This window comes from Novosphingobium sp. BF6 (assembly GCF_058273105.1).
In genome coordinates this window covers 377,589-401,138 of the sequence record NZ_CM177776.1, presented here as the reverse complement: position 1 = coordinate 401,138, position 23,550 = coordinate 377,589, and the positions used below count along the sequence as shown (strand labels likewise).

Below are 23,550 nucleotides of genomic sequence, written 5' to 3'. Positions count from 1 at the left end.
GTGACAGTATGGAGGACGTACAGGCGCTGACGGCTGTTACGGGCGTCAGTGCATCACGGCGATGGCGTCCGATTGCCTGCGGACGAGTTCGAAGGGCAGGCGCAGCCGTTCCGGGCTATGCGGCGTCTCGGGATCGTCGGGCCAGAGCCGCTGGCAGAGCAGGGCCATGGCATTGCGGCTCATGTCCCGGATCGGCTGGCGAATCGTTGTCAGGCTGGGCCAGATCGCGGCGGCCAGCGGGGTATCGTCGAAACCGCAGATCGAAAGCTCGCCCGGCACGTTGATCCGCCGCTGATGGGCAATGGTGATGGCGGCGGCGGCCATGTCGTCGTTGCAGGCGAAGATTGCGGTCGGCCGCTCGGGCAGCGACAGCAGGGCTTCGGCCGCGCTCAGCCCCGAGCGATAGGAAAAGTCGCCCGAGACGATGAGTTCCTCTTCCGGTGCCAGATCGTGCGCGGCAAGCGCCTCGAGATAACCCTGGCGACGGCGCGTGCTGCTGCGGTGGCGGCTGTTGCCGCCGATGAAGCCGATCCGGCGATGGCCCAGGGCGATCAGGTGGCCGGTCATCTCGTAGGCGGCGCGCCGGTCGTCGGTGGAGATCGAGGCGATGCCCTCGCGTTCCTCGTCGGGGACCACGGCGACGACGGCGATCCCGGCGGCTTCGAGGCCGCTCAGCAGTTCCGGCCAGTCGCAGAGCGGCGCTGCCAGGATCACCCCGGCGACATGGGCATCGGCGACCTGTGCCACCAGATCCTCCGCGGAAGGGGTGGGCGGGCACTGCTCGACGGTCAGGTGGACGTTGCGCTCCGGCGCTTCGTTCAGCGCGCCCAGCAGCAGTTCGCCGAGATAGGCGGAGGTCATGCTCTCGCTGTGGAGGAGGGCGATCCGCCGTGAAGTGCGGCCCGCCAGCATGCGGGCAGAGGGGTTCGGCACATAGCCCAGCTCGGCCACCGCCTTTTCCACGGCCTCCCGCGCCTTGGCGCTGACTCGTGGTTTGCCGTTCAGCGCGCGCGATACGGTCATTGCGGAAACGCCGGCCAGTTCCGCGACATCGTGAAGGGTAGGCAGCTTTTGCTTGCCGTCGTCGTTTCTGAGCATCGTAACTCAGCATTTAGCGCAAGTGCGGCGCAGGTAAACGGCTGATGTCGGATTTACGGGCTATCGACGCGGGCCGGGCTTTCGGAATATACCTTATAAGCGGCCAACGGCCTCTTGTGCAGTGCAGCATAGTGTTTCAAATGCGGCTGGGGCGCGGAAAGGTTTTGAGACCGGACCGCAATAAATTGCAAGGAGCATCAAGGTGGCCCAGGAACCGATCCCCGCACCCGGCGGCCTGCCGGGGACCAAGACCCAGATCGTGATCGTCGGCGGCGGTGCGGCGGGACTGGAACTGGCGGCGAAACTTGGTTCGCATTACGGTCGCAAGCATCACGACATCATCCTTGTCGATTGCACGCGCACCCATATCTGGAAGCCGCTGTTACACGAGGTGGCCACCGGTTCGCTGGACGCCAATCTCGACGAAGTAGGCTATCGCAGCCACTGCCACCGCTTCGGCTATCGCTATTTCTACGGCACGCTGGCCGGGATCGACCGCGAGAACCGCCGCGTCCGTCTCGCGCCGATCAACGACGAGAAGGGCCGGGAGGTCATCGCCGCGCACGAGATCCGCTACGACTACCTCGTGCTCGCCTTCGGTTCGGTCACCAACGATTTCGGCACGCCGGGCGTGGCGGAGAACTGCACCTTCCTCGACAGCCGCGACCAGGCCGACCGCTTCCGCGACAAGCTGCTGGATCAGTGCCTGCGCGTCTCGCGCACGATGGCGGACAATCCTGCCGGCGACGCGCGGGTGCGGATCGCCATCGTCGGAGCGGGCGCCACCGGTGTCGAACTGGCGGCGGAACTGTTCAATGCGGCCGACGCGCTCGGCTACTACGGGCTGGAAGTGTTCGACCGCAGCCGTCTGGAAGTGACGCTGATCGAGGCCGGCCCGCGCATCCTGCCCGCCCTGCCGGAGCGGCTGGCGGCGGCGGCCCGCGCTGAACTGGAGACGCTGGGCGTGCGCGTCCTCGTCGATACGCCGGTGGTGGAATCGACGGCGGAAGGCATGGTCATGCGCTCGGGCGAGCGGATCGACGCCGACTTGCAGGTCTGGGCGGCAGGCGTGAAGGCCAAGCCGATCGCGGAGGGTCTCGACGGGCTGGAACAGGCGCGTTCGGGGCAGGTCGTGGTGCGCCCGACGCTCCAGAGCGAGACCGACGAACGGGTCTTCGCCATCGGCGACTGCGCCTTCTGCAAGCTGCCCGACAGCGAGCGCCCGGTGCCGCCGCGCGCGCAGGCCGCGCACCAGATGGCGGATACCGCCTTCGCCAATCTCAAGCGCCTGATGGCGGGCAAGCCGCTGGTGGACTTCGTCTACAAGGACCACGGCTCGCTGGTCTCGCTGAGCCGGTTCTCGACGGTGGGGACGCTGATGGGCAACCTCGTCGGCGGGCGCATGGCGGTGGAAGGCCGCATGGCGCGCTTCATCTACCTCTCGCTCTACCGCATGCACCTGCTGGCGATCCACGGCTGGATCAAGGGTTCGGCGATGATCGTGATCAGCCACATGAACCGCATCGTCCGGCCTCGGCTCAAGCTGCACTGAGGAAAGGATTTACCGCGGGTGGCGGCGGGCGAGGGCGATGCCTGCAAGGTTCTGCTCGCGCTTGATCCAGCGGATGCGGGCGGGCGGGGCCTTTGCCGTCAGGGCCAGGAACGCGGCCTCGTGGGAATTGCGGGGAGCACCGCGCTTGAGGGCGGCATCGGCCTGCCGGACGATCTCGACCGCGTCCCCGATCAGTTCCACGTCCTCCAGTCCCAGCGATTGGACCAGTTCGAGGGCGCGGATCAGCGCGGCCCATTCGGCATCGCGGTTGTCGCCTCGGCCGAGGTCGGTGAAGATGTGGGCTTCCCCCCGGATCACCACGGCCGCCTCGATCGGGCCGGGATTGGGGCGGCAGCCGCCGTCGAAGAACACTTTCAGCCGGGATCGGGACATGCGGCGCTTCTGGTCCAAACCGGAGCGCGGCGCCAGCGGGGAATTCGTGCCGCGCCCCCAAGGCCGAGCGCCCGCCCTGCAAGGCTCGGGCGATATCGATAGTGCAGAGCGTGGCGGTGACGGCGCCTTGCTATCCCTGAGCGCTCTAAGTTTCTGGTTTGCCGGATTTTCCGACGCATCAGGTGATTCCACCTGATCGGAAAATGCTCTAGAAGACAGTCCGGGGAAGGCGCTTGGACAGTCGTCCGCCAATCCGCTGCGTATCGTGGAGAGTGTGCATGTTTGACAGACGAAGCTTCGCGGGCGGTGCCGGCTTTCTCGCAGCGAGCGTGATCCTTTCCGGTTGCAGCAAGGGCCAGGATCAAGCGGCTGCCCCCGACGGATCTGCGGAACGCGAAAGGACCGCCGCTGCGGCGTTGCGCCGGATCGAGGCGCGGGCGAAAGGCCGCCTCGGTGCTTATGTCTACGACCCTGCGCGCGATCGCGGTTTCGGCTGGCGCGACGAAGAGCGCTTCGCCCATTGCAGTTCGTTCAAGCTCTCGCTGGCGGCGATGATGCTGGCCAAGGGACAGCGCGGCGAGATCGATCTGGACGAAGTGTTGCACTGGTCGAAGGCCGATCTGTTGTCGCACAGTCCTGTCACCGCGGAGCACGTGGCGAGCGGCCTTTCGGTGCGCGACCTGGCCCATGCGACCCTGGTGACCAGCGATAATGCCGCCGCCAACGTGCTGCTGGACAAGTTCGGCGGGCCGGCGGAACTGACCCGCTTCTGGCGCGGGCTGGGCGACAGCGTGAGCCGTCTCGACCGTCTGGAGCCAGAACTCAACACGGTTCCGGAAGGTACGGAACTGGATACGACAACTCCGGCGGCGATGGTGCGCACCGTGGCGAAACTGGTACTGGGCGACACGTTGAACCGGCAGAACCGACAGACGCTGAAAGACTGGATGATCGAAGTCGAGACCGGCCGGGACCGTCTTCGCGCCGGGTTCCCGGCAGGATGGATCGCGGGAGACAAGACCGGAACCGGTATCGGCAAGGCGCGGCATACCTATGTCGATCTGGCCTTCGGCGGTCCTGCGGGGCGAACGCCGCTGTTCGTCGCCGCCTATTTCGAGCCTGCGAACCTCGTCGAGCCGATGGACCCGGCTGCGCTTTCGGCATTGGCCGATGTCGGGCGCGTGGCGGCGGCGATGGGCTTTGGAGAGAGTGCGCAATAGCGACAGGGCAATAGCGGACAGGGAGTGTTGCGATGCGGGACGAACCCCGCTAGCAGCGGCGTCATTCGCAAGGACCCGGTGAAATTCCGGGTGGCTATTCCGGCCGCCGATCCGCCGGACAACGCATTTCGCAGCGCCCTGAATCAGCGCCCTGACCCGAAGCTGAGCGACACGCCGCGGGCCTGCGATCTTCGCGGACTATCGATAGATGACTACAGACTCCTTCGCCCGCTACCGCGCCGAATGGTTCGAGAACGTCGGCGGCGCCCGCCGCGACATCCTGGCCGGGATGGTCGGCACTTTCGCGCTCATTCCCGAGGTGATCGCCTTTTCCTTCGTGGCCGGTGTCGATCCTGAAGTCGGCCTGTTCGCCTCCTTCGTGATCGGGATCGTCATCGCGTTCACGGGCGGGCGTCCGGCGATGATCTCGGGCGCGGCGGGTTCGGTCGCGCTGGTGGTGGGGGCGCTCGTCCATGCGCATGGCCTGCAATACCTGCTGGCGGCCACCGTGCTGGGCGGCGCGCTCCAGATCCTGTTCGGCCTGCTGCGGCTCGACGTGCTGCTGCGCTTCGTCTCGCGCTCGGTCCGCACCGGCTTCGTCAATGCGCTGGCGATCCTGATCTTCTCGGCACAGGTCCCGCAGATGCTGTGCGTGACCTGGCACACTTATGCGCTGATCGCGCTGGGGCTGGCGATCATCTACCTCATGCCGCGCGTGAGCCGGGCGATCCCCTCGCCGCTGATCTGCATCGTCGTGCTGACGGCGGTGAGCATGGCCTTCCCGATGCCCGTCCACACGGTGTCCGACCTCGGCCGCCTGCCCGCGTCGCTGCCGGTATTCGCCTGGCCGCAGGTCCCGCTGGACTGGCAGACCCTGCGCATCGTCGCGCCCTATTCGCTGGCGATCGCGGCGGTGGGCCTGCTGGAATCGATGATGACCGCCAGCGTCGTCGACGACCTGACCGAGACCACCAGCTCCAAGGCGCGCGAATGCACCGGCCTCGGCCTTGCCAACATGGCGGCGGGGCTGTTCGGCGGCATCGCCGGTTGCGGGATGATCGGCCAGACGGTCGGCAACGTGCGCTATGGCGGACGCGGACGGCTTTCGACGCTGGTGGCGGGGGTGTTCCTGCTGGTGGTCCTGGTGCCGCTGCGGCCATGGGTGGAGCAGGTGCCGGTCGCCGCGCTGGTGGCGATCATGATCATGGTCTCGGTCAGCACGTTCTCGTGGGGATCGCTCGGAGACCTCGTGCGCCATCCCAAGGTCTCGGGCGCGGTGATGCTGGCCACCGTCGCGGTGACGGTGACGACGCACGACCTCTCGGCAGGGGTCATGGTGGGCGTGCTGCTGAGCGGGGTATTCTTTGCCTTCAAGGTCACGCGGATGATGGACGTCGCCGTCAGCTACGACGCCGGGGCCGATACCCGCACCTACAAGGTCTCCGGCCAGATCTTCTTCGCCAGCGCGGATATCTTCGCCGATCGCTTCGACTTGCGCGACACGGCCCGGCAGGTGCGGATCGACCTGACCGCCGCGCATCTCTGGGACGTGACCGCCGTGGGCGCGCTGGAAACCGTGGTCGACAAGCTGCGGCGCCATGGCATTCAGGTCGAGATTATCGGGTTGAACGCGGCGAGCGCGATCCTCGTCGACCGCCATGCGCCGCTCGTCCGCGCACCCGTTCCCGGCTGAATCAGCGACCTTGCAGGATACGGGCGGCGTCGGAGAGGCTGCCCGGCAGGCCGATGATGTCGAAGGCGGTAATGGCCAGCGCCGTCACCCAGCCCAGCACGAACAGCACCCTCGGCGTGGACCACCCTTGCGTGAAGCGCCGCGCGGTCATGAAGTGGAGCAGCGGGAACATCGCGAAGGGCAACTGCATCGCCAGCACCACCTGGCTCAGCACGAGCAGGTCGTTCACGCTGCCGTCGCCGCGCAGGCCGATCACCAGCACCGCCGGGACGATCGCCATGGCGCGGGTGACGATCCGGCGTTTCCACGGCGCGACCTTCCAGTGCATGAAGCCTTCCATCACCACCTGACCGGCGAGGGTGCCGGTGATCGTGCTCGACTGGCCCGAGGCGAGCAGGGCCACCGCGAAGATCACGCTGGCGAGCGCCGAACCCATGGCCGGGGCGAAAGTCAGGTAGGCGACGTGGATCCAGTCGGTATCGTCGCCCAGAAGGTAATGGCGGCCGTCCAGCACCAGGTCGCTGCGCCCGTGAAAGACGACGGCGGCGAGGACAAGGATCGCCGCGTTCACGAAGAAGGCCAGGGTAAGCGACACGCCGGTATCGACCGCGTTGCAGTGCAGGGCGACTTTTCGGGATTCCGTGTCGTCCCGATCGGCGCGGTTCTGGACCAGCGCGGAATGGAGGTAGAGGTTGTGCGGCATCACCGTGGCGCCGATGATCCCGACGGCTAGGCTCGCCATGCCCGCCGTCGCCAGCGCGGGGTGGATCATCGCGGCGCCGATCTCCTGAAAATCCGGCCTCGTGCTCGGCAGGACGAAGAGTTCGACGAAGAACGAACCGGCGATCGTCAGCACCAGCACCAGCACGACGCGCTCGATCGTGCGCATGCCGTGATGCTGGAGCAGGAGCAGCAGGAACACGTCCCCCGCCGTCATGACGACCGCCCAGAACACCGGCACGCCGAACAGCAGGTTGATGGCGACGGCAGAACCGAGCACTTCGGCAAGGTCGCAGGCGCCGATGGCGATCTCGCAGACGATCCAGAGCGGCAGGCGGCACCAGCGCGGATACCAGTCGCGGCAGGCTTCGGCGAGGTTGCGGCCGGTGACGATGCCGAGCCGGGCGGCCAGCAGTTGCAGCACGATCGCCATGGCGCTGGCCAGCGCCACGACCCAGAGCAGCCCATAGCGATACATCGCCCCGGCCTGAAGGTCGGTGCCCCAGTTGCCGGGGTCCATGTAGCCCACGCTGACCAGCAGCGCCGGTCCCAGATAAGCGCGGTAGTGCCGAAGTCCGGGCCGCGCGCGCTGCGGCGGCCGGGTCGAGGGCGCGCCCCGGAATTCGAGAACGGAAAGCTTCACGGCATGATCCCCGGACGGTCTGGGTTGCGGCGGGAAGTGGCAATTGTTCCGGAGGACGCCCGCAGGCGATACTCATATGATGGTATGGACCCTGCTGGGCTTTCGATCCCTGCCCGGCAAACCCATGGATACTGCACAGGCGGACGCCGCATTCCCCACGTCATGGCGACGAGGAGGAAGTGCCAGACATGCCGTTCATCACCCATGACGCCCCGGCGCAGGATCGTCCGTCGCGCGGCTCGGCCAATATGTCGATCGTCCTGCTGGGGCTTGCCGCCGACACGATGATCGCGCTGCTCAAGTTCGCCGCCGCGCGCGAGAGCGGCGGGACGGCGCTGTTCACCGAAGGCGTGCACAGCCTGCTGGACGTGCTGACCGAAGTGATCCTGCTCTACGGTCTGGCATCGGCGCGCCGCCCCTCCGACCGCAACTTCCAGCTCGGCTACGGCCGCTCCGCCTTCTTCTGGAACCTGATCGCGGCGATGCTGATCCTGTCGCTCGGCGCGGGCTTCGCCTTTCGCGAGGGCTGGCGGCAATATGTATCGCCCGATCCGCTCGGTCCGACGACGGCGAGCTATATGGTCCTGCTCGTCTCCTTCCTGATCGACGGGACCTTCGCCTTGTTCACCTGCCGCAAGATCGTGCGGGAATCGAGCGAGCACAGCCTCTTGCACTATCTGCGCAAGTCGCGGGACGGGGCCACGCTGACGGTACTGTTCACCAGCTTCGCATCGCTTGCGGGGATCGTCATCGCGGCGCTGGGCATGGTCATCGCCACGCGCCTGTCCTTTCCCGCGGCGGACGGCGCCGCATCGCTGGTCATCGCCCTGATGATGGCCGCGACCGCGCTGCTTCTGGCCAACGAGAGCCGCAGCCTCATCATCGGTGCCTCCGCCTCGCCGGAGATCGAGAGCCAGATCCTGGGTCTGGCCGGCAGCGTTCCCGAAGTGGCGAATGCCAACGGCACGATTTCCGTCCGCACCGGCCCGGACCGTCTGCTGGTCTCGATCAGCATCGCCTTTCGCCCGGAATGCACGACGGCAGACATCGAACGCGCGGTCGTTCGGATCGAGGAGCAGGTCAAGCACGGGTGCCCGCAGGTCGCCCTGCTGCTCATCAAGCCGCAGAGCGTCGAGACGTACCGCAGCCTCCGGTCCAGACGCGGCTGGTAATGTAGACTTCCCCGGCCCAGGGCTAAACCTTGGCATAGCTAGGCTGCGGAGGCCCCATCGGCGAAAACGGGCCGAGGCGAGCGCAGAGGCGCGGGGCTTTCCGAACAGGACTGAGAGCGCGCAAGCGATGATCCACGGCGGCTACAGGTTTTCGGATGAAGAGAAGCCGCTGTTTCCCGGCGCGCCCTACTCGCCGCGCCTCGCGCCGAGGACCCGCGTCTTCTATGCGATAACGGCCTTCGTCATGGCGATCGCCAGCGGCCTCGCCAACGGTATCGTCACGTCGAACATCGCGAACATTGCCGGGAACATGGGTCTATACGTCGCCGAGGCCAATATCCTGCTCGGCGTCTATGTCGCCTTCAACGCGGCGGCGAACCTGCTGCTGGTCAAGGCGCGCATGCAGTTCGGCATTCCCGCGACCATGCGCGTGGTGCTCGGTTCCCTGCTGGTGGCCGAAGTGATCGCGATCGGCTTCCCCTCGTTCGGCACCGCGCTGCTGGCACGGGCGGTGAGCGGCATCGCCAATGGCGGGCTGACGACGCTGGGCCTCTACAGCCTTTTCCAGGTCTTTCCGCTGAGACACCGACCGATGGCGTCGGTCATCGGTTTCAGCCTGCCACAGCTTGCGATTCCGCTGGCACGGATGGTCTCCATCGATGCCGTGGGTTTCGACGACTGGCTGGGCTTCCATCTGATCGAACTCGCCTCGGTGCTGACCGCGCTGGCCCTGCTCAATCTCCTGCCCTTGCCGCCGACCGACTGCACCAAAGCCTTCGAGCCGCTCGATGCCGCGACCATCGTAATGACCATCGTCGGCATGCTGGCGGGCTGCACGGCCTTGGCGCTCGGGCGGTTCTACTGGTGGACCGAGGCGCCGTGGATCGGTTGGGCGCTCGCCGCCGCACTGCTGCTGGGCGGCGCGGTGTTCTGGCTGGAGCTTCGTCGGAAGCGGCCGCTGCTGCAAATCCGCTGGTACGGCACCGGCGACATCCTGCTTTTCACGCTGATCGCCGTGGTGATCCGCATCGCCCTGACCGAACAGACTTACGCCGCCGTCGGCCTTCTTGCCATGGGCGGGCTGACCAATGACCAGCTCCACGGCCTGTTTGCGGCGGTCTTCGTGGCCATGGTGGCAGGGATCGCCACGGCGGCGCTGGTCTCCCGGCCCGAACGTCTGCTGGTTATGATGATGTGCTCGGCGCTGATCATCGCTTTCGCGGCCTGGCTCGATACCCATTCGACCGGCGACACGCGGGCGACGCAACTCTATATAAGCCAGTCGCTGCTGGGCTTCGGCACGACGCTGTTCCTCGGCCCGGCGCTGCTCTACGGTGTGGCCCGGATCATCCAGCGTGGCCGGACCCACCTCGTCAGCTTCGTGGTCCTGTTCAGCACGACGCAGAACGTCGGCGGGCTGGGCGGCGCTGCGCTGCTGGCCTCGATCCAGACGGTGCGCCAGCGCGTCCATGCCGAAGCCATTGCCGACAGTCTCTCGCTCGGTGACCCGGCGGTGCTTCAGCGCCTTGGCGCTACCGCCGCGCGGCTCGGGCCTTACATCGGCGATTCCTCGGCCACGGCCGCGCAGGCGAGCGCGCAGCTCGGCCAGGCCTTGCAGGCACAGGCGGCGGTGCTGGCCTTCAACGACACGTTCTGGGTGGTTTCGCTGCTGGCACTGGCGCTCGCGGCCTTCCTCGCAATCGTCATTCTTTCAGGTGAGGTCGGCCGTCTGCGTGCGCGCGGGCCGACAGGGGCAACGACATGACCGACAACACGCCGCCCGCCGTTCCCGCCCCGGCCTCAGAGGCCGACGTCTGGCATCCGCCCAAGGCGCGGCCCTGGGTTACGGCCTTGTGCATTCTTGCCCTGCTGCTTGCCGTCGCGGCGATCCTCCAGGTCTGGGGCATCGGGCCTTTCGCGGGCCATATCGAGAAGACCGAGAACGCGCTCGTGCGCGGCCGGACGACGGTGATCGCGCCGCAAGTCAGCGGCTATGTCGCCAGAGTCATGGTGCGGGACTACGAGGAGGTCGCAGCGGGCCAGCTTCTCGCCCTGATCGACGACAGCATCTATCGCGCCAAAGTCGCGCAGGCGCAGGCCAATCTCGACGTGCAGATCGCCGGGCTGGCCAACAGCCGGCAGGCCCGTTCGGCGCGGGCGGCGGCCATCACCGGGCAGGACGCGGCGGCAAGCGATGCCGTCGCCCAGCTGTTCAAGGCGCGCGCGGACATGGCCCGCGCCGCCGATCTCGTGGCCGACGGATCGATCTCGAAGCGCGAGCGCGATGCGGCGGCGGCGGCCCTGGCGCAGGCGGAGGCGGGGGTGCGGCGCGCCACCGCCAATACCCATATCGCGCAGGAAGACCTCAGGACCGTCGATGTCGCGCGGGACGGTTTGCAGGCCCAGGTCGAAGTGGCCCGCGCGGCGCTGCGGCTGGCCCAGATCGATCTGCTGCACACGGTGATCCGCGCGCCGGAGGCCGGGCAACTGGGCGAAGTCCACGTCCGGCGCGGGCAGTTCGTCACCAACGGCAATGCGCTGATGGAGCTGGTGCCGCCCGACCGCTATGTGATCGCGCAGTACAAGGAAGCCCAGACCAGCCGGATGCGCGTGGGCCAGCCAGTCCGGTTCTCCGTCGATGCGCTCGACGGCGAGACCCTGCACGGGCACATTTCCCGGATCGCCCCGGCTTCGGGCTGGGAGTTCGCGGTGCTCAAGCCGGACAATGCGACGGGCAATTTCGTCAAGGTGCCGCAGCGGATCGGCATCCTGATCGCGATCGACAAGGGCCAGCCGAGCGCCGCGCGCCTGCGCCCCGGCATGTCGGTGGAAACCCGCGTCGATACGGCAGGTGGGCGATGAGGCGCGGCGCACTGCTGGCGCTGCTGGCGCTTCAGGCCTGCGCCGGTCCCTATCGCCCGGCGCCACGCGACGCGCAGATCGCGCCGCCGCTCCAATGGCGGCAGGAGCAGGGGGCGATCAAGCCGATTGCGGACGGCTGGTGGCGCGCCTTCGGCGATCCCGCACTGGACCGGCTGGTGGCGCAGGCGCTTGCCGGTAACGACGACCTCAAGATTGCCGCCGCCCGGATCGAGGAGGCGAGGGCGCAACTGCGCCTGACCGACGCCCGGCGCCTGCCGACGCTCGGTCTCGGCCTTTCCGGGGCCTCGTCGCGGACGGTCAATGCCTTCGGGGTCGGGGTCGATCAGGAGCAGGGGCAGGCCGCCGTCTCCAGCGCCTACGAGGTCGATCTGTTCGGACGCCTGCGCCAGTCGAGCGAGGCGGCGCGGGCCGACCTGCTGGCCACCGATCAGGCGCGCGACGTGCTGCGCCTCTCGCTGATCGCGACCGTGGTGGACGGCTATATCGGCCTGCGCGCGCTCGATTCCCGTCTTGCTATCGTCAACGAGACGATCGCGACGCGCGGCAAGGAGCGCGATCTCATCCACCGGCGCTATGTGGCGGGCTATGCCTCGCTGCTGGACGAGCGGCAGGCGGCTGCTGCTTACGAGGCCGCCGCAAGGCTCCAGCCCGCAACGCAGCGGGCGATCCGCGCGCGGGAGAATGCGCTGAGCGTTCTGGCAGGCGTGACGCCGGGGCCGATTGCCCGCGACGATAACATCGCCCTCGCTGCTAATATCGCGATACCTGCTTCACTTCCCTCGGATCTGCTGCGCCAGCGCCCCGACATCGCCGAGGCCGAGAGCCGGGTGGCGGCGGCGGACCACCGGCTCGGCGCGGCCCGCGCCGCCTTCATGCCTCAGTTGCAGCTTTCCGCGAGCGGCGGCGCGGCGGTATCGACCCTGCTGTCCAACCCGATCACGGTCTTCAATCTCGGAGGTTCGCTGCTGGCGCCGCTGTTCGAGGGCGGCCAGCTCCATGCCCGGCAGGACCTCGCGGTTTCCCGGCGCGATCAGGCCGCTTATGCCTACCGCGCGGCGGTGCTCCAGGCCTTTCGCGAGGTCGAGGATGCCATGGCGGGCGTGGCCTTCCTCTCCGCCGAGGCCGAGACCGCGCAGCGCGAGGTCGCGGCGGACCAGGCCGCCTACGACGCGGCGCGGCGGCGCTACGATGCCGGTTACGCGTCCTATCTCGAACAGCTCGACAGCGAACGCGCGCTGCTCGGCGCGCGCATCGACGAGGACGACCTGCGCTTCCAGCGCCTCTCGGCGATCGTGGCGCTCTATCGCAGCCTTGGCGGCGGCTGGTCGGCCGATCTCATGCCTCGGGATTATCCGGATCAGACAGAGGGATAGGGCAAACCTCGGGATAGTCCCGCAGACTCGTGACGGCACCCATCTGGCTTCTCGACCGATGGTCCCAACATGAGGAGCAATATTATGTCCAAGCGTTTCGTCATTCTTCCGGTTCTGGCTCTGGCTGTCGCGGCAACCCCCGCCTTCGCGCAGGACAGCGGCGAATTCACCGGCCCGCGCATCGGCGTGATCGGCGGCTGGGATAACGTGCAGCACAGCGGCGACAATGCCTCGGGCTTCACCTATGGCGCGACCGCCGGATACGACGCCGCCATCGGCCCGGTCCGCATCGGGCCGGAAGTCGAAATCAGTGACTCCACCCAGAAGAAGGCGTTCGGCTCCGGCAAGACCCGCTACACCGAGCGTGCCGATCGTGACCTCTATGCCGGTGCCCGCATCGGCTACGTCGTCTCGCCCAGCTTCCTGCTCTACGGCAAGGTCGGCTACACCAATGCCCAGTTCACGATCCGCGACGACGGCAATCACCGTGACGACCGCTCGGGCGTTCGCGCCGGTGTCGGCGGCGAATATGCCGTGACCTCCAATGTCTACCTGACCGGCGAGTACCGCTACTCGCACTACTCGGGCAGCTATTCGCGCAACCAGATCCTCGGCGGCGTTGGCATCCGCTTCTGAGGAAAAAACGAAAGGAAGGGGGCGAACCCCCGCCGCCCTTCCTTCGTTACCTGCCCAAATGCCGCTCATCCCCAGCGCCACGAGGCGCGACGAAAAGTGAGACGAACGATGGCCCAGAACGTCGCCGAGCAGTTTATCGATATCCTCGAAGCCGCCGGAGTGCGGCGCATCTTCGGCGTAGTGGGCGACAGCCTGAACGGTCTGACCGACGCCATCCGCAAGCGCGGAACGATCGAGTGGATCCACGTCAGGCATGAGGAAGTCGCGGCTTTCGCGGCCGGGGCCGAAGCCCATCTGACCGGCAGCATCGCGGTCTGTGCGGGAAGCTGCGGGCCGGGCAACCTGCACCTCATCAACGGGCTGTTCGACTGCCATCGCTCGCGCGTTCCGGTGCTGGCGATCGCGGCGCAGATTCCCTCTCCCGAGATCGGCTCCGGCTATTTCCAGGAAACGCATCCGCAGGAGATTTTCCGCGAGTGCAGCCATTACTGCGAGCTGGTTTCCGATCCCTCGCAGATGCCGCGCAGCATCGAGATCGCCATTCGCACCGCGATCGGCGAACGCGGCGTTTCCGTGATCGCCATTCCCGGCGACATCGCGCTCAAGCCTGCGGTCGGCGACCTCCGCTCGCTGCCTTCCGGCCTCCTGCCGCGCCAGCCCGTGGTCACGCCGTCCGAAGAGGACCTCGAAGCCCTGGCCGCGATGCTGAACGACGGCAGCCGCGTGACCTTGCTCTGCGGCTCCGGCTGCGGCGAGGCCCATGCGGACGTCGTCGCCCTCGCCGAGAAGCTGCGCGCGCCCGTGGTCCATGCGCTCAAGGGCAAGGAATACGTCGAGTACGACAATCCCTACGATGTCGGCATGACCGGGCTGATCGGCTTCTCCTCGGGCTACTACGCGATGACGGATACCGACATCCTGCTGATGCTCGGCACCGACTTTCCCTACCGCCAGTTCTACCCGAACGGTGCGGAAGTAAGGATTGCCCAGGTCGATATCCGCCCCGGCCAGCTTGGCCGCCGGGCGCCGCTCGATCTCGGCGTGGTCGGCGATGTCGGCGCGACCCTGCGCGCGCTGTTGCCGCGCCTCGACGCGCGTTCGGACAGCACCCATCTCGACATCGCGCTCGACCACTATCGCTCCGCCCGCAAGGACCTCGACGATCTGGCCGTCGGCCGTGCGGGGAAAGGCCCGATCCATCCGCAGCAGGTCGCCAAGGCGATCAGCGACCATGCCGACGAGGATGCGATCTTCACTTTCGACGTCGGCTTGCCGACGGTCTGGGCCGCGCGTTATCTGAAGATGAACGGCGAACGCCGTCTGATCGGCTCGCTGTGGCACGGCTCGATGGCCAATGCGATGCCCATGGCCATCGGCGCGCAGACCACGTTCCCGGAGCGGCAGGTGGTCTCGCTGTCGGGCGACGGCGGGCTGGCCATGCTCATGGGCGACTTGCTTACCTTGCGGCAGTACAAGTTGCCCGCCAAGATTGTCGTCTTCAACAACGGCACCCTGGGCTTCGTCGAAGTCGAGCAGAAGTCCACCGGCTTCCTGCCGTTCGGCACCGACCTTGACAATCCGAACTTCGCCGCCCTTGCCGAGGCGATCGGCATCAAGGGCATCCGCGTCGAAGATCCGGGCGATGTGGACCGGGCGATCCAGGAGGCCTTCGCGCATGACGGCCCGGTGCTGGTCGACGCGGTGGTCGCGCGGACCGAACTGCCGATCCCGCCGAAGATCAATCTGGAAATGGCGAAGGGCTTCACGCTCTATATGCTCAAGGCGGTGATGAACGGGCGGATGGACGAGATCGTCGAACTCGCCAAAACCAATTTTCCGCGCTGAATCGAACCCGGCATACTGCCGTCTCTAACTTGAAAGGCGGCCTCGCATTGAGCGAGGCCGCCTTTCTTGCGTTTCTTTCGGGGGAAGGGCCGACATGGTTGCCGGCCCTTCCTTTCCCGCAGATCACCAGCCGAGACGCGGGCCGAAACCGTAGCGGCCCCAATAGCCGCCCCAGGGACCCCAGGCGCTCCAGTTCCAGGCGGGATCGGCATAGTTCCGCGAGGCTTCCAGCTGGTCGGATGCGATGCGCGCGGCTTCCTGCGTAGCGCGATAGGCGCCGTAGGCCTTCTCGGTGCCGACCAGCAGGCAGTTGCAGTTCTTCGGATCGGCGTAGACGTAGGAGACGTTGTCGCCGTTCACGCGCTTGAAGAACTTGTTGGCGGGCAGGCGGGCAAGCATGGCCACGCGCTGCGGGGTGTTGGCGGGCTTCGAGACGAAGCCTGCGGCAACGAGCTTGTCTTCCGTGCGGTTGATCGAGGACTTCGACTTGGCCATTGCCGGCATCGAGACGATCATGGTGGCGGTCAGTATGGCGGCGAGCGCGCCGTTACGCATTGTGAACATGGATGAACCTCCTTGTTAGAGCCCCTCGTCCTGAGGTGAACACCATATGTGCGGGAGGTCCGGGTGGCGGCAGGTATCCTGAGGTATGGGATATCAACTATATGAAAACAAAAGATATATGTTGTGGCGGAGGGGCGTTCGGGCTTGCCGCCAACCGGCGGTACAGGGGCGCGCATGCCAATGTATGTCTGCCTTCGGCACCGCATTTGCGCGAAAGTGGCGGCAGGCAGAACGACGGGCGGGTCCGCTCGTCATGGCCTGGATGCGCGCCGCCCGGTGCAAGGACCGCCGCATCTTCGTTGAACTCTATTCGCGGGATTAGACGATGACCGAGGCAACTTCTTCCTTGACGGTTCCCAGCCTGACGAGCGACGACGGCTTGGGCCGCTACGTTTCCCAGATCCGCCGCTTTCCGATGCTCCGGCCGGATCAGGAGTATTCGCTCGCCAAGCGCTATGCCGAGGACCTCGATGCGACATCGGCGGCGCGGCTTGTCACCTCGCACTTGCGGCTCGTGGTCAAGATCGCGATGGGCTATCGCGGCTATGGCATGCCGGTCAGCGAGCTGATCTCCGAAGGCAATCTCGGCCTCGTCCGGGCGGTCAAGAAATTCGAGCCGGATCGCGGCTTCCGCCTGTCTACCTATGCCCGGTGGTGGATCAAGGCGCAGATGCAGGAATTCATCCTGCGGTCCTGGAGCCTGGTGAAGATTGGCACGACCGGCGCGCAGAAGAAGCTGTTCTTCAATCTGCGCCGGTTGAAGAATGTGCTCAATGCTTTCGAGGACGGCGATCTGCGCCCCGAGGACGTTCGCCATATCGCCGAGGAACTGGGCGTCGAGCAAGTCGAAGTGGTCAACATGAACCGCCGCATGTCACTTGGCGGCGATGCCTCGCTGAATGTTTCCCTCGCCGAAGAAGGCGGCAGCGAGTGGCAGGACTGGCTGACCGACGACGAGCCGCTTGCCGACGAGCAGATGGCCGCCGCGCAGGAATCGCAGGTCCGCCACGAGATGCTGGACATGGCGCTCAAGGAACTGAACGAGCGCGAGCGCCAGGTATTGACCGAGCGCCGCCTGGTCGATGAACCGCGCACGCTTGAGGACCTCTCGGTCGTGTTCGGGGTATCGCGCGAACGCGTCCGCCAGATCGAGGTCAGGGCCTTCGAAAAGCTTCAGAAGGCGATCGAGCGGATCGCGCTGCGCCGCGCCGCGCCGATGCGGATGGCGCTTGCGGCCTCGATGTGAGGGAGTCTTTTGGAAAATGCCCGACACGGGCATTTTCTTTGCAGCACCGGCCCACGCCCCCACCCTACCACCCTACGGTAGTATCATGCGGGTGGTAGGGTGGGGGCGTGGGCCGGTGCCGCCAAAATCCGCCTGCGGCGGATTTTTAAAAAAAAGCTAACCTTCAAGCGGCAGGCGGAACTGGAAGCGGGTTCCGCCTTCGGCCATGCGCTCGACTTCCAGCTTGCCGTCATGGGCCTCGATGATCGAGCGGCAGATCGCCAGGCCCATGCCCATCCCGGTTTCCTTCGTCGTGAAGAAAGGATCGAAGATGCGCGAGATCGCCTCGTCCGAGATGCCCGAGCCGGTATCCTCGACGCTGACGGCGACCGTCCCCTCCGCGACGTGGGAGCGGATCGTCAGCCGGTGGCCGCCCTCGGGCGCCGCAATCTGGCCCATGGCATCGAGCGCATTGCTGATAAGATTGACGACCACCTGCTGAAGCTGCACGCCGTTGCCGCTGATCGAACAGTCCTCCAGCGCGACCAGCGGGCTGACCTGCCTGAGTTCGATCTCGGCGCCGGTCAGCGCCAGCACGGTGCGGATCAGGTCGCCGAGGTCGATGATCTCGATCCGGGCCGGTGCCTGCTTGGCCAGGGCGCGGAGCTCGCGGACGATCTCCACGGCCCGCTCGGCGCCGCTGCGCGCGGCGTGCAGGCACTTGATCGCCTCTTCCACGTTCGGTTCGGCGCGGGACAGCCAGCGCACCCCGGCGCTGGCCTGTCCGGAAACGCTGGCGAGCGGATTGTTGATCTCGTGCGCGATCGAGGCGGCAAGGCTGCCCATCGTGATGAGGCGCGAATTGCGCGCGAGGTCGGCGCGGGCATTCTGCAACGCCGAATCGGATTCCATGCGCCGCTTGTGCTCCACCACCAGATCGGCATAAGCGCGCGCGGCATCGAGGGCATTGGCGGCCTGCGGCGCAAGCATGTCGAGCATGGCGATGCGCTGCGGGTTGAAGACGTGGGCGGTCAGCTCGTTTTCCAGATAGAGCACCGCCGTCAGCCGGTTCTGCTTGACCAGCGGCAGGGCCATCATCGCGCGCGTGCCGAAGTGCCGGGGGGCCTGGGCAAGGTCCTGCGTCGCATCCTGGACGATCTGCGGGACCTGTTCCTCCACCGCCTTGCGGATGAGGCCGATCGGCACGATGTCGTCCCGCGCGATGCGGGTCTGGACATCGACCACGACGTCGTCGCCGATCACCGAACCCGTCGCTTCTATCAGCAGCGCGTCGTTGCGCGTGGCGAGCAGGACGCCCCGGCGCGCACCGGCGTGAACGATCATCGCGCGCATCAGCTTCTCGATCACCTGATCGAGCTGGATTTCGCCGGACAGAGCTCTGGCTGCCTCCAGCGCGACGGCGGCGTCGAGCTGGTGTTGCTCGATCGTGCCGATCCGGGTTTCCTGCTCCCGATCGAGCGCCAGCATCGGATAGCCCTGTTCCAGCCGCGCGGCGAGACCGCCTGCGCCCCAGCGGATGAAGGCGTTCCTGGCCGACCGCGCGAAGTGCAGCGCGGCGGATTCCAGCCCGCATTGCCGGGCCAGTTCGGCCGCGCGCTCGTGGATCATCCCCAGTTCGTGGACGCGTTCGTTTTCCGAACAGGCAGCGGCGGCCTGTTCGTAAAGGCGCAGCGCTTCCAGGCCGGCACTTGCGTGGCGCGCGATTTCGGCTTCGAGCAGCAGATGCCGCCCAAGGAACGTCGCCGGGTTCAGCGCTGCCAGCTCGTCGAAGCGTTTGCGGCTGCTTTCGACGTGTTCGGCAAGGGCCGGGTCGAGCGCGCGACCGGCGCCCAGCGTCAGGATCGTCAGCGTGCGGTAGAGGTGCAGGTCGGCGAGGTTGATATGGGCGGGGACGGCCCAGGCCAGAATGTCCGCATGGTCGAGATAGGCCTGCGCGGTCCTGAGGTCGCCATAATGGAAGGCGGCCATTCCGGCATAGAGCCATTCGAAGAACAGCGTGGTCTGCGAGGTGTCCGCGGCGCCGAGTTCGTCGAAACCGGCGTCGGCGCCGCCGAACGGCGCGTGGTGCGAGACGTTGCCGTTTTCCAACCTGTCAGCGAACAGGATCTGCGCGGAGATCAGCCGCACGATATCGCGGAAGCCGAAGCGCCGGGCCAGCGCAAGCCCGTTCTGCGCCGCTTCGATCACGTGCGCGATCGGCCTGCCCATCGCCAGCAGGTCGGAGACGATGTGGTTGCTGGCATAGCAGGCATAGGCGGCGTCGCCGTGGGCCAGCGCCTGCCGCCGCGCTTCCGTGGCGAGCGAGAGCGCATAGGGCATCGGCTTCGTCCAGGCGCTGACCTGGTCGGCGGCGACCAGCGCGGCGGCGCGGCCTGCCTGCCAGCCGTTGCGCTCACTCAGCATGATCGCCAGCTGGGCATAATCGCACCCTTCGGCATAGGCGCCGTAATGGTGGGCGACGAGCACGCCGAACCAGGCGAAGCCGTGGGTGGAGGACGGCGCCATCCCCTCTGTCAGCGACAGTTCCGCCATCTTGGCGGCGTGCAGGAAGCTCAGTCCGTCGTCGACGAAGATGGAGGCGATCAGCGTCGCCAGCAGCGACATCTTCGCTTCCGTTGCCGCCGACGCGGCGACCGGCAGGCCGACGAGTTCACCGATGCCGCGCTGTGCACGGGCACGCAGAACCGCTTCGTAGGCGGCGCGAAGTTCGGCGTCGGAAGGATGCCGTTCGAGCACGATGCCAAGCAGTGCGAGACCCGCCAGACCCGCGCGGATGGCGCCTTCGTAGTCGGATTGCAGGGTCAGGATATTGGCGCGCAGGCGATAAGCCTCGGCCCGGTCGCAAGCGCTTTCGGCCCGGTCCAGCAGCGTGTCGGCAATGGCCGATGCCGCGTCCATCCGCCCTTGCAGGACCAGGCAGTCGCAGCGCAGCAGCAGCACTTCGCGGGCGAGCGCCGGCCCATCGCCCTGCTGTGTGGCCAGCCGGTCGGCGAGGTCGAGGTAGCGTTCGGCCTGCTCCACCGCGGCCGCGCCCTTTGCCCGGCGTGCGGCGACGATCAGCGCGTTCAGGAACGGTACGCGGTCCGCCTCCTCGAAACCGGCGGGTTCGGCAAGCTGGATATGATGGGCGATGTCGAAAGCGTCTTCGGCCTCGCTTTCGTCCTGGCCGGACAGCAGCAGGCGGGCGATGCGGGCATGATGCGCCGGGCGCTGTTCGGCCGGGGTCAACGCATAGGCGGCTTCGAAGACGCGGTCGTGCGCGAAGGCGACGCGGTCGTTGTCGCGGGTCAACAGACCGCCCGCGAAGGCCGGAGCGGCTGTTTCATCGACTTCGGCAGGTTCGCAGTCGAGCGCCTTTGCCAGCAGGCTCCGGCAAGACCGGGGACCGATCCAGGCGAAAGCGCGCAGCAGGTCGAGCGTGGCCGGGGGCAGGGCGGCAAGGCGGCGCTGCATGAGATCGGCGTCGTCGCTGCCGCGATACCGGGCCAGAGCCTCCTCGTCCCAGTCCCAGGTCTGGGCGAGCGGATCGAAGCGGAGCACGCCGTCTTCGGACAGGGCCTGGAGCAGCTGGGCGGCGAAGAAGGGATTGCCCAGCGTGCGATCGGCAATCGCGCTGACGAAGCGATCGCGCGCGGCGATTTCGCCCAGCTGGCTGTCGATCAGTCGCCCGAGTTCCACCGGTCCCAGCGGGGGCAGCGCGAGACTGGTCAGCCGGGTGCCGGATTCGCGCGCGCGCTCGCCCAGAAGGTCGAGCAGATGGCGGGCGGGCGGCTCGTTGTCGCGCAGTGCGAGGACGACGAGCAAGTGCGAGAAGGGGGCGGCGGCCAGGTGGTGCAGGAATGACCAGGTCGAATCGTCGGCCCACTGGATATCGTCGATGAACAGGATCGTCGGCGCGGGCGGCTCGACGGTGATCGACACCACTTTGGCGAGCGTGGCGTTCAGGCGTGCCAGGGCCTGGTCCGCCGGAAGGTCGGGAACGGACGGCAGGTCGCTGACGATCTTCGCGAAACCGGGCACGAGTTCGCTGATGAGCCTGCCCTTGCCGTCCAGCTGGTCCTGCAGGCGGGTGCGAATGGCGGCGGCCTGCTCCGTGCTGTGCCGGGCGAACTGCTCGACGACGGCGGCGATCGCCTGGGTCAGCGGCAGGTAGGGGGTCTGGCGCTGGTTCTGGTCGCACTTGCCCGCGAGGCCGGTCCAGCGGGGAAGCTCGGCACGGATATGTTCGACAAGGCTGGATTTTCCTGCCCCCGGCGCCCCCCGGATGACGACGATCTCGGCGTGCCCTGTCGTCTCCACGCGGTGCGACGCCTCGCGCAGGGCGCGGAGCTGCGTTTCCCGGCCGATGACGCGGGCACTGCCGTTCCGGCCGGGCGCTTTCTGTCCGGCGAGCGGGAACGGGACGATCTGCCCGGTCTCTTCCAGCATGCGGCGGCAGATCGCGAGATCGGCGCTCAGCGCAGCGGCATGGGAATAGCGTTCGGCGGGGTCCTTGGCGAGCAGGCGCAGGAGGATGTCGTCCAGCGCTTCCGGCAGGCCGGTGCGGATCGTGCTCGGTCGGCGCGGGCGCATGGCGACATGGGCGTGAAGCCACTCCGCCGGGGTGGAGACGTTGAACAGTCGCTGGCCGGTCAGCAATTCGTAGAGCGTGGCACCGAGCGAATAGAGGTCGCTGCGGACATCGCCCTTTGGGTTGGCGCGGTCCGCGAGTTCGGGCGAGGCATAGGGCAGGCTGACGTCGCTGGCCGCGCGCGGCAGGTCCAGCGGGTCTTCCGCATCGATCGCCCGCCCGAACCCGGCCAGGATGATTCCGCCGCAGGGTCGCCTGCGCAGGTTTTCCCGGTTGATCGCGCAATGCACGATATTGTGGCTGTGGACATGCGCCAGGGCATCGGCGGCACTCGTTGCGATATCGAGCCAGGCGGCGAGCGGAAGCGGCCGTTCGCTCCGTTCGAGGGGCAGGACGCCGTGATCCTCGAAGACGAGCACCGGCCCGTCCTGGGTCTTGACGAGAGCCACCGGAAATTCCGCGATCTCGCGGCTCATGCGTTCGCGCAGGCCGAACTCGCGCTCAAGCTGCCCGGCCGAGTCCGGCGCCGACCAGCGTGCCGCCAGCGACAGCCAAGCCTTGCCGGAACAAAGATCGACCAGCCGCTGTCGGCCTGTCCCATCGGAGAATGCGGTATCGGGCTGAAGGCGGGCCAGCCATGCTTCGTCGTACATAGGCTCTTGGGCTTTTGCGAGTGGACATCTTGCAGGCAAGAAGTGTTACCTGCCCGCAACAATCATACCGATGCGATGTGGCACGGCGAAGGCAAACTTAGGTATAGGTACAAGGACTTGCTGCGCGGCCGCGAGCCTTTCACGCCTTCTGGCGCACCAGGAAATCGTTGATCCGGATAAGCTCGGCGAAAGTCTTCGCACCCAGTTTCTTCATCAGGCTGGAGCGGTGCAGCTTCACCGTGATTTCGGTGATCCCCAGTTCCCCCGCCACCTGCTTGTTGAGCAGGCCCCGGCATACCCCGGCCATGACCTCCTTTTCCCGCGGTGTCAGCCGGTCATAGAGTTTCTGGCCCGCCTGGAGGTCGAGGCGCGCGGAGCGGCGCTCTCGGTCGCGGGACAGCGCGGTGGTGACGGCGTCCAGCAGGTCCTGATCGCGATAGGGCTTGGGCAGGAAATCGATCGCCCCGGCCTTCATCGCCTTCACGCTCATCGGGATATCGCCGTAGCCGGTCACGAAGATGATCGGAATGTCGTCTCCCCGCTCGGTGAGGCGGGTCTTGAACTCGAAGCCGCCGATCTGCGGCATGCGCACGTCCACGATCAGGCAACTGGTGACATCGGGCAGGTCCGCATCGAGCACGTCCTGCGCGGAGCCGAAGCACAGCGTCTTCAGGCCGACCGAGCGGAGCAGGCTGTCGATCGAATCGCGCACGAGGGCATCGTCATCGAGGATGATGACCAGACCGACCTCTTCCTCGGTCGAGGTGCCGCGCTCGCTCATGACGCTGTCTCCGAACGAGGGGCGGTTTGGAATGCATGTCTGTTCATGGATGTTTCCCCGAATTGCCTGGTCATCGCGCGATCGCCTCTGCGATCGCGTCAAGAAGTTCGTCCGGATCGACCGGCTTGGCGAGAAATCGCATGGCTCCGGCGGCCATGGCCTGGGCCTGCGCTTCGGGTGTCGGAAATGCGGTCATGAAAATGATCGGCACTTGCCAGCCCCTCTTCACGACTTCGCCCTGCAGTTCCAGGCCGGTCATGCCGGGCATGTTGAGGTCCGTCACGACACAGCCGACTTCGTCCGTCCGGCCGAATCCCAGAAGCTCGCGTCCACCGGCGAACATGGCGGTGGCCAGTCCCTCGGAGCGCACGAGGCTGTCTATGGAGTCGCGGACCAGCGGGTCATCGTCGACGATGGCGATCAGGCAGGTCCTGGACACGATGCGCTCCCGATTTTCTGAGGTGTTGTCAGGTCCAAGGGCATTGTCCTGAATAAGCAGTGAAATTGT

17 protein-coding genes and 1 other annotated feature are annotated in these 23,550 nt (G+C 66.8%); of the genes, 10 read left to right on the top strand and 7 right to left on the bottom strand.

Annotated features, from left to right (window positions below; genetic code table 11):
* Positions 1 to 45 precede the first annotated feature (45 nt).
* Positions 46 to 1,098: a LacI family DNA-binding transcriptional regulator gene (locus AC4D6D_RS17190; RefSeq protein WP_491328282.1), complete on the bottom strand. Its 1,053-nt coding sequence runs from the start codon at positions 1,096 to 1,098 to the stop codon at positions 46 to 48.
* A 202-nt stretch (positions 1,099 to 1,300) separates the two neighbouring features.
* On the opposite strand from AC4D6D_RS17190, the gene AC4D6D_RS17185 reads away from it, so the two are divergent.
* Positions 1,301 to 2,650, top strand: a complete 1,350-nt coding sequence (locus AC4D6D_RS17185; protein WP_491328281.1) for an NAD(P)/FAD-dependent oxidoreductase — start codon at positions 1,301 to 1,303, stop codon at positions 2,648 to 2,650.
* Positions 2,651 to 2,659: 9 nt separating this feature from the next.
* Here AC4D6D_RS17185 and AC4D6D_RS17180 read toward each other — a convergent pair whose 3' ends face one another.
* Entirely contained in the window at positions 2,660 to 3,043 is a 384-nt protein-coding gene (locus AC4D6D_RS17180) for a ribonuclease HI (RefSeq protein WP_491328280.1), read from the bottom strand.
* 278 nt (positions 3,044 to 3,321) lie between these two features.
* Between AC4D6D_RS17180 and bla the strand changes: the two genes are divergently transcribed.
* Complete coding sequence (gene bla, locus AC4D6D_RS17175; protein WP_491328279.1) at positions 3,322 to 4,263, top strand: class A beta-lactamase; 942 nt, start codon at positions 3,322 to 3,324, stop codon at positions 4,261 to 4,263.
* A gap of 68 nt (positions 4,264 to 4,331) precedes the next feature.
* Positions 4,332 to 4,387, top strand: a sequence feature (sul1 is cis-regulatory element that is thought to sense ions involved in sulfur or methionine metabolism; They are found in Alphaproteobacteria).
* Positions 4,388 to 4,471: 84 nt separating this feature from the next.
* Positions 4,472 to 5,956 (top strand): SulP family inorganic anion transporter, encoded by a 1,485-nt coding sequence (locus AC4D6D_RS17170; RefSeq protein WP_491328278.1) that lies wholly within the window; start codon positions 4,472 to 4,474, stop codon positions 5,954 to 5,956.
* A 1-nt stretch (position 5,957) separates the two neighbouring features.
* On the opposite strand, the gene AC4D6D_RS17165 is transcribed toward AC4D6D_RS17170, so the two are convergent.
* Complete coding sequence (locus tag AC4D6D_RS17165; protein WP_491328277.1) at positions 5,958 to 7,319, bottom strand: Nramp family divalent metal transporter; 1,362 nt, start codon at positions 7,317 to 7,319, stop codon at positions 5,958 to 5,960.
* A gap of 188 nt (positions 7,320 to 7,507) precedes the next feature.
* Between AC4D6D_RS17165 and AC4D6D_RS17160 the strand changes: the two genes are divergently transcribed.
* From AC4D6D_RS17160 to poxB, 6 genes are all read left to right on the top strand, one after another.
* The gene (locus AC4D6D_RS17160; RefSeq protein ID WP_491328276.1) at positions 7,508 to 8,491 is read left to right on the top strand and encodes a cation diffusion facilitator family transporter; all 984 of its coding nucleotides are present in this window, start codon (positions 7,508 to 7,510) and stop codon (positions 8,489 to 8,491) included.
* Positions 8,492 to 8,618: 127 nt separating this feature from the next.
* Positions 8,619 to 10,256: an MFS transporter gene (locus tag AC4D6D_RS17155; RefSeq protein WP_491328275.1), complete on the top strand. Its 1,638-nt coding sequence runs from the start codon at positions 8,619 to 8,621 to the stop codon at positions 10,254 to 10,256.
* On the top strand, positions 10,253 to 11,353 hold the full coding sequence (locus tag AC4D6D_RS17150) for an HlyD family secretion protein (RefSeq protein WP_491328274.1): 1,101 nt from the start codon (positions 10,253 to 10,255) through the stop codon (positions 11,351 to 11,353). The genes AC4D6D_RS17155 and AC4D6D_RS17150 overlap by 4 nt, the downstream gene beginning before the upstream one ends.
* The gene (locus AC4D6D_RS17145; protein WP_491328273.1) at positions 11,350 to 12,747 is read left to right on the top strand and encodes an efflux transporter outer membrane subunit; all 1,398 of its coding nucleotides are present in this window, start codon (positions 11,350 to 11,352) and stop codon (positions 12,745 to 12,747) included. Before AC4D6D_RS17150 ends, AC4D6D_RS17145 begins: the two co-directional genes overlap by 4 nt.
* An 84-nt stretch (positions 12,748 to 12,831) precedes the next feature.
* Positions 12,832 to 13,383 (top strand): porin family protein, encoded by a 552-nt coding sequence (locus tag AC4D6D_RS17140; protein WP_491328272.1) that lies wholly within the window; start codon positions 12,832 to 12,834, stop codon positions 13,381 to 13,383.
* Positions 13,384 to 13,491: 108 nt separating this feature from the next.
* Positions 13,492 to 15,228: a ubiquinone-dependent pyruvate dehydrogenase gene (gene poxB, locus AC4D6D_RS17135; RefSeq protein ID WP_491328271.1), complete on the top strand. Its 1,737-nt coding sequence runs from the start codon at positions 13,492 to 13,494 to the stop codon at positions 15,226 to 15,228.
* A 123-nt stretch (positions 15,229 to 15,351) separates the two neighbouring features.
* Here the strand turns inward: poxB and AC4D6D_RS17130 are convergent, their stop codons facing one another.
* Positions 15,352 to 15,792 carry a hypothetical protein gene (locus AC4D6D_RS17130; protein WP_491328270.1) on the bottom strand — a complete coding sequence of 147 codons (441 nt, stop codon included), beginning with the start codon at positions 15,790 to 15,792 and terminating at the stop codon, positions 15,352 to 15,354.
* 325 nt (positions 15,793 to 16,117) lie between these two features.
* On the opposite strand from AC4D6D_RS17130, the gene rpoH reads away from it, so the two are divergent.
* Complete coding sequence (gene rpoH, locus AC4D6D_RS17125; protein ID WP_491328269.1) at positions 16,118 to 17,038, top strand: RNA polymerase sigma factor RpoH; 921 nt, start codon at positions 16,118 to 16,120, stop codon at positions 17,036 to 17,038.
* A gap of 156 nt (positions 17,039 to 17,194) precedes the next feature.
* Here rpoH and AC4D6D_RS17120 read toward each other — a convergent pair whose 3' ends face one another.
* The 3 genes from AC4D6D_RS17120 to AC4D6D_RS17110 all read right to left on the bottom strand — a co-directional run bounded on the left by AC4D6D_RS17120 (position 17,195) and on the right by AC4D6D_RS17110 (position 23,481).
* Positions 17,195 to 22,261: a trifunctional serine/threonine-protein kinase/ATP-binding protein/sensor histidine kinase gene (locus tag AC4D6D_RS17120; RefSeq protein WP_491328268.1), complete on the bottom strand. Its 5,067-nt coding sequence runs from the start codon at positions 22,259 to 22,261 to the stop codon at positions 17,195 to 17,197.
* 139 nt (positions 22,262 to 22,400) lie between these two features.
* Positions 22,401 to 23,042 carry a response regulator transcription factor gene (locus AC4D6D_RS17115; protein ID WP_491328267.1) on the bottom strand — a complete coding sequence of 214 codons (642 nt, stop codon included), beginning with the start codon at positions 23,040 to 23,042 and terminating at the stop codon, positions 22,401 to 22,403.
* Positions 23,043 to 23,112: 70 nt separating this feature from the next.
* Positions 23,113 to 23,481, bottom strand: coding sequence for a response regulator transcription factor (locus AC4D6D_RS17110; RefSeq protein ID WP_491328266.1), 369 nt, complete (start codon positions 23,479 to 23,481; stop codon positions 23,113 to 23,115).
* Positions 23,482 to 23,550 lie beyond the last annotated feature (69 nt).

What these genes read in the sequence shown, in the direction of transcription:
- AC4D6D_RS17190 (WP_491328282.1), bottom strand. Translation starts at nt 1,098, where the DNA reads ATGCTCAGAAACGACGACGGCAAGCAAAAGCTGCCTACCCTTCACGAT.
- AC4D6D_RS17180 (WP_491328280.1), bottom strand. Translation starts at nt 3,043, where the DNA reads ATGTCCCGATCCCGGCTGAAAGTGTTCTTCGACGGCGGCTGCCGCCCC.
- bla (WP_491328279.1), top strand. Translation starts at nt 3,322, where the DNA reads ATGTTTGACAGACGAAGCTTCGCGGGCGGTGCCGGCTTTCTCGCAGCG.
- AC4D6D_RS17170 (WP_491328278.1), top strand. Translation starts at nt 4,472, where the DNA reads ATGACTACAGACTCCTTCGCCCGCTACCGCGCCGAATGGTTCGAGAAC.
- AC4D6D_RS17160 (WP_491328276.1), top strand. Translation starts at nt 7,508, where the DNA reads ATGCCGTTCATCACCCATGACGCCCCGGCGCAGGATCGTCCGTCGCGC.
- AC4D6D_RS17155 (WP_491328275.1), top strand. Translation starts at nt 8,619, where the DNA reads ATGATCCACGGCGGCTACAGGTTTTCGGATGAAGAGAAGCCGCTGTTT.
- AC4D6D_RS17150 (WP_491328274.1), top strand. Translation starts at nt 10,253, where the DNA reads ATGACCGACAACACGCCGCCCGCCGTTCCCGCCCCGGCCTCAGAGGCC.
- AC4D6D_RS17145 (WP_491328273.1), top strand. Translation starts at nt 11,350, where the DNA reads ATGAGGCGCGGCGCACTGCTGGCGCTGCTGGCGCTTCAGGCCTGCGCC.
- AC4D6D_RS17140 (WP_491328272.1), top strand. Translation starts at nt 12,832, where the DNA reads ATGTCCAAGCGTTTCGTCATTCTTCCGGTTCTGGCTCTGGCTGTCGCG.
- poxB (WP_491328271.1), top strand. Translation starts at nt 13,492, where the DNA reads ATGGCCCAGAACGTCGCCGAGCAGTTTATCGATATCCTCGAAGCCGCC.
- AC4D6D_RS17130 (WP_491328270.1), bottom strand. Translation starts at nt 15,792, where the DNA reads ATGTTCACAATGCGTAACGGCGCGCTCGCCGCCATACTGACCGCCACC.
- rpoH (WP_491328269.1), top strand. Translation starts at nt 16,118, where the DNA reads ATGACCGAGGCAACTTCTTCCTTGACGGTTCCCAGCCTGACGAGCGAC.
- AC4D6D_RS17120 (WP_491328268.1), bottom strand. Translation starts at nt 22,261, where the DNA reads ATGTACGACGAAGCATGGCTGGCCCGCCTTCAGCCCGATACCGCATTC.
- AC4D6D_RS17115 (WP_491328267.1), bottom strand. Translation starts at nt 23,042, where the DNA reads ATGAGCGAGCGCGGCACCTCGACCGAGGAAGAGGTCGGTCTGGTCATC.